A 12,554-nucleotide genomic window follows, 5' to 3' on the forward strand; every position below is an offset into this window, starting at 1 on the left:
AGGTTAATACGACATGGCACTCAAAAGACTTCTAACCGAATTTGGCATGGGATCATCGCTGCGGCGTCAGGATTATACCGAAGCGGCGTCGCGCGCCGTACGGGACGCGCTTTGGCACAATTCGATCAACCTGGCCGAGCTTTATGGCAAGGACAAATCCGAGATGCAGATCACGGTTGAGGTGGGTGTGCAGCAGCCCGATCAGATCGACATTGATACGCTTCGTACGCTTTTTCCGTACGGTCAGGTCACCGTCGTGCCGCGCACAGGCGGGCTTGACGTGCCGCGATCCGATGGTGGCACACCGACGGTCATTGCCAATGTCGCGATCTCGGTCGCGCTGGATGTGGAGGGCGCGGCATGAGCGATCAGCGCTTTATCATCGAGATGGGGATGGGCAACGACCAGTATGGGATGGATTACACCAAAGCCGCCGCCCGTGCGATCGAGGACGCGATCCGGCATTCGTCTATCCCGCTGTTCGAGGCCACGGGCCTGCCGCATGACCAGATGCGGGTGCAGGTGACCGTTGGTGTGGCTGATCCATCGCAAGTCGATTGTGCGGCCTTGGCAGAAAACCTGCCGCGCGGCCGGGCCAGTGTGCAGGCGGTCGAGGGCGGATTAAATGTGACCAACCCTGATAACGGGACCGTACTTGTCATGGCAACGGCTGCAGTCGAAGCGTTTTTGCCAATCCAGGTGTGAGCGATGCTTGTGGCGGCCATGCGGGACTTTGCTGCCGTTCAGCATCAACAAAACAAGGTCCGCTGTTCGCAAGGAGACTTTTTTCAGCACGGTCATTTTTGTTTCTCGAGATCAAACAATGACGCGAACTCGCTCCGCGACGAAAGTGTTACCACTGGAACGTTCGATCCGAAGCGATCAATGCCACTCGCTATGCGAGGCGCCACCCGCGTCTCGAAAGTCCAGATGAAGGTCAGGAACTCGCGATCAGGTAACTGCTCAGGGCATCCTTCGGCCATGTCGATCCGAACTCTGCCGTGGTTAGCGAGAACTCTTCGCGCGACTCCGCCCAATGCGACACGTCGCGGAACTCGAACCCATATCAAGAGATCAGCGCGAGGGAGACGGAGATCGAATGTCGATACAGTTGTGCCGTCCATGACCCACCGATCCCTTGTCACCAAATCGGCAACAATCACGCGTTGCTCCTCGCGGTCTCGGACTTGCCAGCCGGGCAGCCAGCGGACGTCTCGATCGTAGGATAGATACTCTAAGTCAAAGCGTTCCGATATCTTGAGAGAGAGCGTGCTCTTTCCGCCACCCGAACACCCCACCACGAGCACACGTTTCGCGGTTCGCAGCACTAAGGCCGCTTCAGGAATTGATACATATCTGGGCATTCCAGCGACTCCAATCCCGAACAACGCTCTAGGCGTATAGCAGCCATTTGCGACGGGTGCAGCATCGGTCACTCAGGGCTCGAAGCTGCCGTTGACTGGTGATGCCGCGCAATGATGCGGGCGTGCGGCTCTTTTAGAGCCACACGTTAATGGTCGCCGAGAATGCCGGTTTTTACACCGTAATCCACGGCCAGCGCGTAGTCCGGATCATCGTCGTTTTCGACAACAAGGTGGCCTGCCTTGGACAGCAATTTGTGGCAGTCGCGGCTCAGGTGGCGGAGTTGGAGTTGTTTGCCGGCGGCTTCGTATTTGCCTGCGACGGCTTCGATGGCTTGAAGCGCCGATTGGTCCACGACGCGGCTTTGGGTGAAATCGGCGATCACGAGGTCGGGATCGTTTGCGACATCGAAAATCTCGGTAAAGCCATCGGATGAGCCGAAGAACAGAGGCCCTTGAATCTCATAGACTTTCGCACCCTTCTCAGTCGTGCTGTCGCGGGTGATGGCGTGAATGCGGCGGGCGTTGTTCCACGCATAGGCCAGCGCCGACACGATCACACCGACAACCACCGCCACGGCGAGGTCTTCGAGGACGGTGACAACGGTGACCAGCAGGATGACGAACGCATCGGTCAGCGGCACTTTGCGCAGGATGGTCAGCGAGTTCCACGCGAAGGTACCAATCACCACCATGAACATCACACCCACCAGCGCGGCCAGCGGGATCAGTTCGATCAGGGGCGCGGCAAACATGATGAAGATCAGCAGAAACAGGGCTGCCGCGATACCGGCAAGCCGTGTGCGCCCGCCGGATTTGACGTTGATCATCGACTGACCGATCATCGCGCAGCCGCCCATACCGCCGAAAAAGCCGGTGACCGTGTTGGCGACACCTTGCGCGATACATTCCTGGCTTGCGCCGCCACGTTCGCCAGTGATTTCGCCGACAAGGTTGAGCGTGAGCAGCGATTCGATCAGGCCGATCGCAGCGAGGATGACGGCATACGGGAAGATGATTTCGAAGGTTTCCCAAGTGAGCGGAACCGTCGGGATGTGGAAGCTGGGCAAACCGCCCTGGATAGAGGCCAGATCGCCCACGCGCGGCACGTCAAGATTGAAGCCAATGACCAGAGCCGCGACAACCGCAATACCGACCAACGGCGCAGGCACAACGCGGCTGAGGCGCGGCATAAACCAGATGATCGCCATTGTCAGAACGGTGAGGCCCAGCATCAGATAGAGCGGCATACCAGACAGCCATTCGCCGCCCCCCATGCCGTGGCCGGTGTTTTCCACTGATCCCGGCACCTTGAACTGGCCCAATTGGGCAAGAAAGATCACGATGGCCAGGCCGTTGACAAAGCCAAGCATCACCGGATGCGGCACGAGTCGGATGAATTTCCCCCATCTGAGCGCCCCCGCGATGAGTTGCAGCACCCCCATGAGCACAACCGTCGCAAAGAGATATTCAACGCCGTGTTCCGCCACCAGCGCCACCATCACAACCGCCAGCGCGCCGGTCGCGCCCGAGATCATGCCGGGTCGCCCACCGATCACGGCGGTGATCAGACCGACGATAAAGGCGGCATAGAGGCCGACCAGCGGGTGGACACCGGCCACAAAGGCAAAGGCCACCGCTTCGGGCACCAGCGCCAGCGCGACGGTCAGGCCGGACAACAGTTCTATCCGGATACGCGCCGGGGTCAGACGCTCTTTCGGCATCAGACTGAGATCGGGAATGGCGAGGCGATTGGCAAAAGCTGCCAGCAGACCTTTGGGCATGAAGACTCACATACGGCTTGGGGGTTAAGGGACGGTTAGTGGGTTCGCGGGTAAAAAACCATTGTTGCAAGCGCGAGGCTGCTATGCGTTGCACGCATGTCACGGTTGTTCCAAGGTGACGGGGATGTGACAGTCGTGAAGGAAGGATATGTATGGCACAGCGCAAACTTGGGGTGATCGGAGGATCGGGGCTGTATGCCATAGAGGGGTTGACCGAGGCCGCCTGGCACAGGGTTGATACGCCCTGGGGAGCCCCGTCAGATGCGCTTTTCTGTGGCGTGCTGAACGGGCTTGACCTGGTGTTTTTGCCGCGTCACGGACGCGGACATGTGTTCAGCCCGACAGACATTCCCTATCGCGCCAATATCGACGCGTTAAAGCGGCTGGGTGTGACCGATGTGATCAGCGTCAGCGCCTGTGGCTCTTTCCACGAAGCAATGGCCCCTGGCGATTTTGTTATTGTGGATCAATTCATTGACCGGACCGTTGCGCGCGCCAAGAGCTTTTTCGGAGCGGGCTGCGTGGCGCATGTGTCGATGGCGCATCCTGTCTGCTCAACGTTGGGACAGGCCTGTGCCACAGCGGCGCGCGATGCGGGTGTGACGGTGCATGACGGCGGGACATATCTGGCCATGGAGGGGCCACAGTTTTCGACTTTGGCCGAATCACGGATGTACCGCGATCAATGGGGATGTGCGGTAATCGGCATGACCAATATGCCGGAAGCCAAGCTCGCGCGCGAGGCAGAGCTGTGTTACGCGAGCGTGGCGATGGTGACGGATTACGATTGCTGGCACCCGGAGCATGATGCCGTGGAAGTGACGGACATCGTGCGCGTTTTGACGGGGAATGCCGAAAAGGCCCGTGCCATGATCACCCGCTTGCCGGACCTGCTGGGGACAGAGCGGTCGGGCTGCACGCAGGGCTGTGATACCGCGCTAGAGCATGCCGTGATTACCACTCCGGAGGCGCGCGACCCTGACATGATGAAAAAGCTGGACGCGATCGCCGGGCGCGTGCTTTCTGGCGCGAGGACGTGATTTGCGGAGCATGTGATGCCGTTTGACCTTTGGCTGACATTTGTAGCGGCGTCGACCGCGTTGTTATTGATACCGGGACCGACGGTTTTGCTGGTCCTGTCCTATGCCTTGAGCCAGGGACGCCGGGTTGCTGTGGCGTCGGCCAGTGGTGTGGCCTTGGGGGATCTCATCGCGATGAGCCTGTCCCTGGCGGGGCTGGGGGCCATCGTGATGGCGTCGGCGACGGTGTTTACGGTGCTCAAATGGTATTGGTGCCGTCTATCTGATATGGCTTGGGATCAAACTGTTCCGCGCCGCGCCGGATGCCGGATTGCCGAACGCGCCTGATGCCTCTGGGGCGCGGACTGTGTTCGCGCATACCGCGTTGGTGACCGCGTTGAACCCGAAATCCATCGCCTTTTTCATCGCCTTTGTGCCGCAGTTCATCACGCCGACCGCCCCGTTGGGACCGCAATTTGCAATCTTGATCGCCACCTTTGTCGGGCTGGCGGCGCTAAATGCGTTTATCTACGCGCTCACGGCGGACCGATTGCGGCTTTGGATTGCAAAACCCGCCGTGATCACCGCCCTGACCCGTGCGGGTGGGGCCACTTTGATTGCCATGGGCGCTTTGACCGCCACGGCGCGACGCACAGCATGAGGACTGCATGACGCCGACCAAAACCGTTCGGGACTATATCCGGACAATTGTCGATTTTCCGCATGACGGAATCTTGTTCCGCGATGTGACAACGCTATTCGTCGATCCACGCGGGTTTCGGATGGCAATTGACCAATTGCTGCATCCCTATGCCGGTGTGCGGTTTGACAAGGTGGTCGGGCTAGAGGCGCGTGGCTTTATCCTTGGGGGCGCGATTGCGCATCAGTTGTCGGCCGGATTTGTTCCGATCCGCAAGAAAGGCAAATTGCCCGGCGCGGTGATCTCTGAGGAGTACACGCTGGAATATGGCGACGCGGTCATGGAAGTGCATGACGATGCCATTCAGGCCGGGGAAAAAATCTTGCTGGTGGATGATTTGTTGGCAACCGGCGGGACGGCAGAAGCCGGGCTTAAACTGATCGAACGACTGGGAGGCGAGACGATTGGCTGCGCCTTTGTCATCGACCTGCCCGAGCTTGGCGGGCGCGCCCGGTTGGAAGCGATGGGGATGGATGTGCACGCGCTATGTGCCTTTGACGGCGCATAGGCGCAGCCCCCTAAAGACACAAAAACCGCCACACCTCAAGGCCGCTGTGTGGCGGATGATCAGACGTTAAACGCGTCGGCCCAGTCGGGGTGTTTGCGACGTTGGGCATTCACAAAGGGGCACAGCGGCACGATCTTGAAGCCTTCGGCGCGGGCGTCTTCGACCAACCGCGTCACCAGAGCGAGCCCCGCCCCGGTGCCACGAAGCGCCTCTGGTACGCCGGTATGATCGGCGATGCGCATCGTCGGAGATGCGATCGAATAGGTCAGTTCCGCCTCCACCTCGTCGAGTTGAATGATGTAACGGCCCCTGGTGCCGTCTTCCTCGCGGGTGATGTTGAACTTAGACAATCGTGGCCTGCGTGGCAGCGCGCAATTCGTCCTCGGTGACACCATCGGCGGTTTCAACGATTTTCAGCCCGCCTTCGACAACATCCATCACACCCAGATTGGTGATGATCCGATCCACAACACCGGTCCCCGTCAGCGGCAGGGTACATTCCTTGAGCACCTTGCTGTCGCCGTGTTTGTTGGTGTGATCCATGACCACGACCACCCGGCCGACACCGGCGACCAGATCCATCGCGCCGCCCATCCCCTTGACCAGCTTGCCGGGGATCATCCAGTTCGCCAGATCGCCGTTTTCGGCCACTTCCATCGCGCCAAGGATTGCCATTGCGATCTTGCCGCCACGGATCATGCCAAAGCTGGTCGCGCTGTCGAAATAAGCGGTTTGCGGCAATTCGGTAATCGTCTGTTTGCCGGCGTTGATCAGGTCGGGATCTTCTTCGCCTTCATAGGGAAAGGGACCCATGCCCAGCATGCCGTTTTCGGATTGCAGTGTCACTTCGATACCTTCGGGAATGTAGTTGGACACCAATGTGGGGATGCCGATCCCAAGGTTCACATACCAGCCATCTTGCAATTCCTGCGCCGCGCGCGCGGCCATTTGGTTGCGATCCCATGCCATGATTTCATCCCTTCGGTTTTCAATGGCCGCACAGTGGCGGCGTCAGTCTTTGATATCGGTGAAGCCGACAGGCACGTCGACCAAAATCACGGTGCCCGCGGCACCGCGCACCACGTTCAGCGTCGCATCCAGGCCGTCAAGCAAGGTGGTCACCAGACGCCCCCCAACAGAATTGGCCGATGGAAAGCCGGTCTTGCCGGGGATGCCCACCCCGTCATCGGCGATGGTCATCCGCAACCCGCCCGCAGCCAGACGGTTGACGCGGAGTTCGAGATAGCCCTGATCCAACCCGTCAAAGCCGTGCTGAAACGCATTCGAGACCAGCTCGAATGTCATGAGTGCGACGCGAACCGCCGTTTCCAGGTTAACCTCAAGCGGTTCAACAAGCGAGACAAAGCGCACGCCGGGGCGGCCTTCGTTATGGGCAATCGTGTGCGAGATGCGCGACAGCAGCGAGCCAAGATCAATGCCATCGCGATCCGACTGGGTGTCGGCCAGCTTCATTTCTTCGTACACAAATTGCAAGCATTCGAGCCGACGCGGCAGCACTTCCAGAGTTCTGAGAACTTGCTGGCGGTCACGTTCGGATTGCGCGTTAAACAGGCCACCGCTCTGCACCAGAGAATTTACGATCAGGCCAAGGTCTTGGCTGACCCGCGAACACACCGCATCAAGATTAAGGCGCGCGGCGGCACCTGCCTGATCCTGTTCATCATCCCGCAGCTCTTTCTGGATACCTAGAAAGTAGATCGGTTGGCCGCTTCCATCCAGAATTGGGGCCATCAGCAACCGGTTTATGAAAGGTTCGCCATTTGCGCGGTAATTCAGGATGTCGACGCTGATATCCTCGCGCGCTTCGATTGCGCTGCGCAATTGGCGCACGGTGTCGGGATCGGTGTCGGGGCCTTGCAGAAAACGGCAATTGCGCCCGATGACGGAGGATCTTTGATAGCCGGTCGTGCGTTCAAAGGCGTCGTTCACATAGACAATCGGATTGTCCTGCGACAAAGGGTTCGAGATGACCATCGACACGTTCAACCGGGAAAAACCGGCCAACGCCTGACTGTCCTCAAGCACCGATGTCAATCGACGCCGCTGGGCAACGCGTTCCACTCTTGTGCCCTACCTTTTGTTCACGCGGCCGGACGCGGGCGGGTCGTGCGCTGTTCGATGCGCTTTTCGTGTTCGCCCTGGATGATGCGGTGAACATAGATGCCCGGCAGGTGGATGTGATCGGGGTCAAGCTCTCCGGGGCGCACGATCTCTTCGACCTCCAGAATGCAGACCTTGCCGCACATGGCCGCGGGAGGATTGAAGTTGCGGGCCGTTTTGCGGAAGACCGCGTTGCCTGTGGTGTCGGCTTTCCAGGCTTTGACGATGGACAGATCGGCAAAGATGCCCTCTTCAAGGATATAGGTTTCGCCGTTGAACTCCTTGTGGTCCTTGCCCTCGGCAATCACCGTGCCCACACCTGTTTTGGTGTAAAATCCAGGAATCCCCGCCCCGCCCGCGCGCATCCGCTCAGCCAATGTGCCTTGGGGATTGAATTCCAGCTCCAGCTCTCCGGACAGATATTGGCGCATGAATTCAGCGTTTTCTCCGACATATGAGCTGATCATTTTTTTGACCTGGCGCGTTTGCAGCAGGATACCGATGCCAAAGTCGTCGATGCCCGCGTTATTGGAGGCAAAGGTGAGGTCTTTTGCGCCGCTGTCGCGGATGGCGTTCAACAAAAGCTCTGGAATGCCACTGAGACCAAACCCGCCTGCCGCGACGAGCATCCCATCCGTCAGGACGCCATCCAGTGCCTCGGCCGCCGATCCATAGACCTTTTTCATCGACATTCCCCTTGTCATCTATATCGCGTTGCTTTTGGCAAGTCGTGCGGATCAAGTCAACGGGATCAGGTCATTTCCGGCCCTGTGCGAAGGTCGTAGGAGCGGCACCGTTTGTGTGCCGTGATGAGGCCGGTTGCACAGCAGGCCCCGACGCGGTTTTGCGTGGGACTTGCATCTGCGACGGGTCTGTGGATCTGGGGCGCGTCAGTCCTGTTTGGCGACCGGAGCCTTTTTCGCAGCAGGCTTTTTGGCGGCCGGTTTCTTTTTCGCAGTGGTCTTTTTGGCAGTCGTCTTTTTCGCCGTCGCCTTTTTGGCAGCCGGTTTCTTTTTACCGGATTTACTGGCTTTTTCTGCGATCAGAGCCATGGCCATGTCCATGGTCACTGCCTCTGGTTCCACATCTTTTGGCAGGGTTGCATTGACCTTTTCCCATTTCACGTAAGGCCCGTACCGGCCTTCCATGATCGCCACCATGCCGCCGTCCTGCGGGTGTTCTCCCAGTTCTTTCAACGGCTTGGCAGCGGCACCGCGTCCGCGACCGGGATTGGCGCGTTTGTGCGCGATCATTTCGACCGCGCGATTCATGCCGATTTCGAACACGTCCGCCGGATCTTTGAGATTGGCGTAGATCGGTTTCGCGTCCTCTGGACCTTTGTGCATGATATATGGCCCAAACCGGCCAAAATTGGCGCTGATCTCTCCGCCGTCGGGGTGTTCGCCCACCAAGCGCGGCAGGCTGAGCAGGGTAAGCGCCTTTTCCAGCGTCATTTCATCGGCTTGCCAGCCCTTGGGCAAACTGGCGCGTTTGGGTTTTTTGTTGTCTTCGGTAACTTCGCCACGCTGCACATAGGGGCCAAAGCGGCCGGAGCGCAGGGAAATCTCGTCGCCATTGTCTTCGCCCAGAACCCGGTCGCCTGCTTCGGCCGCATCGCCACCGATGGGGCGTGTATAGCGGCATTCCGGGTAGCGCCCGCAGCCGACAAACCCGCCCGAGCGCGAGGTTTTCAGATGCAGCTGACCTTCACCACAGAGTGGGCAGGAGCGCGGGTCGGTGCCATCCTCGCGGGGGGGATAGAGCTGTGGCGCAAGCGCGTCGTCCAGTACGTCAAGCACTTCGGTGATGCGCAATTCAGAGGTTTCCGAAATCGCCGCCGAGAAATCACGCCAGAACCGGCCCAGCAGATCCTTGTAGTCTTTTTCGCCCGCGCTGACATCGTCAAGCTCTCCTTCGAGCGCCGCTGTGAAATCATATTCCACATAGCGCTTGAAGAAATTCAGAAGGAAGATCGTGACGATACGGCCTTTATCCTCGGGGATCAGGCGGTTCTGGTCTTTGCGAACGTATTCGCGATCCTGAATCGTGGTGATGATGCTTGCATAGGTCGAGGGGCGACCGATGCCCAGCTCTTCCATCCGTTTGACCAAAGTTGCCTCGGTGTAGCGGGGCGGCGGCTGGGTGAAATGTTGCTTGCCCAGCACGGCCTCGTTTTCGGACAGAACGGCTGCACCGTTGCGGTTGGGGCCTTTTGCGCTGTCCATTGCTTCTATGACAGTGTCTGCCGCGTTGGGATCGGCGGTGCGGAACTCTTCGAAGTAGGATTTTTTCGCAAATCCCGCCGCTTCCCCTTCCGAGATTTGCGGCAGGCGCTTGTCGTCGTCATCGGCCGCGGCATCATCGCGGCCCTCTTCGTAGACCCGCAGGAATCCGTCGAACAGAACCACCTGCCCGGTTGCGCGCAGCACCACCTGGCCGTCATCGCTGCCCACATCGACCGTGGTCCGTTCAAGGCGTGCGGATTCCATCTGGCAGGCCAGCGTGCGCTTCCAGATCAGGTCATAAAGCTTGCGTTGATCCGCTTCGGTCAGTTTCAGTGAAGCCGCGTCGCGGGTCATGTCTGTGGGACGGATACATTCGTGGGCCTCCTGAGCGTTCTTCGCCTTGTTCTTGTAAATCCGTGGATTTTGCGGAACGTAGCTGTCGCCATACCGATCGGTGATCGCCGCGCGGGCCTCGTTGACCGCTTCGGGGGCCATGTCGATGCCATCGGTCCGCATGTAGGTGATATGCCCCGCCTCATACAGGCGTTGGGCGGCATTCATCGTCTGGCGCGCGCCCATTCCGAACTTGCGGCTTGCCTCTTGCTGAAGCGTTGAGGTCATGAAGGGGGCCGACGGGTTGCGCGTGCCAGGCTTGGCCTCGACCGATTGGACCGACAGGTCCCGGGAGGTGATCGCCTGAACCGCCAGCTCGGCCTGGGTTTCGTTTTCCAGATCGTAGCGGTCCAGCTTTTTGCCGGCGAGCACCGTCAGGCGGGCCTCGTAGTCCTGGCCGCGCGGTGTGGTCAGCAAGGCCTTGACGGACCAGTATTCGCGTGGATTGAACGCTTCGATTTCCATTTCGCGTTCGACGATCAGGCGCAGGCACACGGATTGCACCCGCCCGGCAGACCGCGCGCCCGGCAATTTGCGCCACAAAACCGGGCTGAGGTTGAACCCGACAAGGTAATCCAGCGCGCGGCGGGCGAGGTAGGCATCGACCAGCGGAACATCAATGTCGCGCGGATTGGCCATGGCTTCGGTCACGGCGGCTTTGGTGATTGCGTTGAACGTGACCCTTTTGACATCGGTCGATTTCTTGATCGAGCGCCGCTTGGTCAGGGCTTCTTTCAGATGCCATGAGATCGCTTCGCCTTCGCGGTCGGGGTCGGTGGCGAGGATCAGGGCGTCATCGGATTTCAGCGCCTCGGCGATGGCGGCGACATGTTTGCGGGAGTCATTGGCAATTTCCCATTTCATGTCGAAATCGTTCTCGGTATCGACCGATCCGTCCTTTGGCGGCAGGTCGCGCACGTGCCCGTAAGACGCCAGCACAGTATAATCAGAGCCCAGATACTTGTTGATCGTTTTGGCTTTGGCGGGTGATTCGACAACAACTACAGGCATGACGCTGACCTTTCCAAACAACCCGGAAGCGGCCCGGGTGGACCGCATATGGCGGCGCAAGATGTGGTGTGCAAGCGTGAATTGTCAATCGGGTGGCCCGGGGTGGCTTGTCGGTGCTGACGTGAGCCGAGCCGCGTTCAGGCGTGATGTTTCGCGGTGCACCGGGGCGCTATGTCTTGCGAAAATTGACGTATTTACAAGCAGTTCGCACTTAGCTGACCCGTGAAATGAGCCCACCCGGGTGACGGTGAACCCGCCCATCCAATTCCAGGTCGGTCAGCGCAGGCGACACCGCGCGGGATGTCGCACCCAGATCGCGGATCAGCTGATCCTCCCCAACCGGAGAGGGCCCGAGTTGATCGAGGATCTTTTGATGCAGGCGCGCCGCTTCTGCCAGCGTGTGCTTTGGTTTCGGCGGTTGTGCGGGCTGTTCCGGAATCGGCGCAACAAGCGGTTTTAACGCTTCGATAATGTCGTCGGCATTGCGCACCAGACGGGCACCGTCGCGTAAAAGCATATTGCAGCCGCCAGCGCGCGCGTCAAAGGGATGCCCCGGCACCGCCATCACATCACGCCCCTGATCCAGCGCGGTGCGCGCGGTGATGAGCGAGCCCGATTTTGGGGCGGCTTCAACCACCACAACGGCCTGTGCAATGCCGGAAATGATGCGGTTGCGCGCGGGAAAGTGACGCGCTTGTGGCTGTAAGCCCATAGGTTGTTCGCTGAGGCGAATCCCGCCCTGTGCAACGATATCTTGTGCCAGTTTGGCATTTTCCGCCGGGTATAACACATCGACCCCGCCCCCCAGAACCGCCACGGTTCCGGTGTCGAGCGCGGAAATATGGGCTGCAGTGTCCACACCCCGCGCCAGCCCCGAGACAATGACATATCCGGCATCGGCCAATTGACCGGCCAGCGCGCGCGCCATCCGGGTGCCAAGAGACGACGCGTTTCGCGCGCCGACCAGAGCGATCATCGGTTTTTCAAAAACGTCCGGCGTGCCCATCGACCAGAGCATCGGCGGCGCATCATCCAGATCGGCAAGCGCTTTGGGATAGTGGGCATCGCCACGACAGAGCAGGCTTGCGCCGACATCGCGTGCGGATTTCATCTCCGCCTGAACAACCGCGTCCGGGCAGGGTTCATAGGTTGAAACACCGGCGGCCCTGGCAATTTCGGGAAGATGCTCAAGCGCGGTTTCGGCGCAACCGTAATCGCCCATGAGCCTGTAAAACGTGCTCACGCCGACACGGCGGGAGCGCAAGAGACGGAGCCAGGCGACCTTTTGGTCTTCCGTGGTGGGTGGGATTAGGGGGTGAGTGGAAGAGTTGTGTTCCAATGGTTGCTGTCCCCGTCTTCTTGCAAGACCAGGAATAGCCAACCATTGGTTAATCAGCCGTAAATCACAGCCCTAGAAATTCTACAAAAACCA

The 12,554-nt window shown here is 59.5% G+C and carries 12 protein-coding genes and 1 pseudogene; 5 read left to right on the forward strand and 8 right to left on the reverse strand.

Annotation, left to right across the window (positions count from 1 at the left end):
• The first annotated feature begins 13 nt into the window (after nt 1-13).
• Complete coding sequence (locus ACG74X_RS10545) at nt 14-364, forward strand: Lin0512 family protein (protein WP_411234653.1); 351 nt, start codon at nt 14-16, stop codon at nt 362-364.
• Nucleotides 361-705 carry a Lin0512 family protein gene (locus tag ACG74X_RS10550; protein WP_411234654.1) on the forward strand — a complete coding sequence of 115 codons (345 nt, stop codon included), beginning with the start codon at nt 361-363 and terminating at the stop codon, nt 703-705. Before ACG74X_RS10545 ends, ACG74X_RS10550 begins: the two co-directional genes overlap by 4 nt.
• Nucleotides 706-797: 92 nt before the next feature.
• On the opposite strand, the gene ACG74X_RS10555 is transcribed toward ACG74X_RS10550, so the two are convergent.
• Together ACG74X_RS10555 and ACG74X_RS10560 are read right to left on the reverse strand one after the other, a co-directional pair.
• Nucleotides 798-1,364 carry a hypothetical protein gene (locus tag ACG74X_RS10555; RefSeq protein ID WP_411234655.1) on the reverse strand — a complete coding sequence of 189 codons (567 nt, stop codon included), beginning with the start codon at nt 1,362-1,364 and terminating at the stop codon, nt 798-800.
• A gap of 146 nt (nt 1,365-1,510) precedes the next feature.
• Nucleotides 1,511-3,145: a SulP family inorganic anion transporter gene (locus tag ACG74X_RS10560; RefSeq protein ID WP_411234657.1), complete on the reverse strand. Its 1,635-nt coding sequence runs from the start codon at nt 3,143-3,145 to the stop codon at nt 1,511-1,513.
• 152 nt (nt 3,146-3,297) lie between these two features.
• On the opposite strand from ACG74X_RS10560, the gene ACG74X_RS10565 reads away from it, so the two are divergent.
• The 3 genes and pseudogenes from ACG74X_RS10565 to ACG74X_RS10575 all read left to right on the forward strand — a co-directional run bounded on the left by ACG74X_RS10565 (nt 3,298) and on the right by ACG74X_RS10575 (nt 5,372).
• Nucleotides 3,298-4,185, forward strand: coding sequence for an S-methyl-5'-thioadenosine phosphorylase (locus tag ACG74X_RS10565; protein WP_411234659.1), 888 nt, complete (start codon nt 3,298-3,300; stop codon nt 4,183-4,185).
• A gap of 15 nt (nt 4,186-4,200) precedes the next feature.
• Nucleotides 4,201-4,825: pseudogene (locus ACG74X_RS10570) on the forward strand (LysE family translocator).
• A 7-nt stretch (nt 4,826-4,832) separates the two neighbouring features.
• Nucleotides 4,833-5,372: an adenine phosphoribosyltransferase gene (locus tag ACG74X_RS10575; RefSeq protein ID WP_411234660.1), complete on the forward strand. Its 540-nt coding sequence runs from the start codon at nt 4,833-4,835 to the stop codon at nt 5,370-5,372.
• A 59-nt stretch (nt 5,373-5,431) separates the two neighbouring features.
• On the opposite strand, the gene ACG74X_RS10580 is transcribed toward ACG74X_RS10575, so the two are convergent.
• The 6 genes from ACG74X_RS10580 to dprA form a co-directional block, all read right to left on the reverse strand.
• A complete protein-coding gene (locus ACG74X_RS10580) occupies nt 5,432-5,722 on the reverse strand; it encodes a GNAT family N-acetyltransferase (protein WP_411234662.1) in 291 nt (96 codons plus the stop codon).
• Nucleotides 5,715-6,341 carry a CoA transferase subunit B gene (locus tag ACG74X_RS10585; RefSeq protein WP_411234664.1) on the reverse strand — a complete coding sequence of 209 codons (627 nt, stop codon included), beginning with the start codon at nt 6,339-6,341 and terminating at the stop codon, nt 5,715-5,717. Before ACG74X_RS10585 ends, ACG74X_RS10580 begins: the two co-directional genes overlap by 8 nt.
• Nucleotides 6,342-6,383: 42 nt before the next feature.
• On the reverse strand, nt 6,384-7,454 hold the full coding sequence (locus ACG74X_RS10590) for a PAS domain-containing protein (protein ID WP_411234665.1): 1,071 nt from the start codon (nt 7,452-7,454) through the stop codon (nt 6,384-6,386).
• Nucleotides 7,455-7,474: 20 nt separating this feature from the next.
• Nucleotides 7,475-8,179: a CoA transferase subunit A gene (locus ACG74X_RS10595; RefSeq protein ID WP_411234998.1), complete on the reverse strand. Its 705-nt coding sequence runs from the start codon at nt 8,177-8,179 to the stop codon at nt 7,475-7,477.
• 204 nt (nt 8,180-8,383) lie between these two features.
• On the reverse strand, nt 8,384-11,122 hold the full coding sequence (gene topA, locus ACG74X_RS10600; RefSeq protein WP_411234666.1) for a type I DNA topoisomerase: 2,739 nt from the start codon (nt 11,120-11,122) through the stop codon (nt 8,384-8,386).
• 211 nt (nt 11,123-11,333) lie between these two features.
• Nucleotides 11,334-12,431, reverse strand: coding sequence for a DNA-processing protein DprA (dprA, locus tag ACG74X_RS10605; protein ID WP_411235000.1), 1,098 nt, complete (start codon nt 12,429-12,431; stop codon nt 11,334-11,336).
• Nucleotides 12,432-12,554: the final 123 nt, after the last annotated feature.

The organism is Marivita sp. S0852 (genome assembly GCF_046591575.1).
Classification (GTDB): Bacteria; Pseudomonadota; Alphaproteobacteria; order Rhodobacterales; family Rhodobacteraceae; genus Marivita.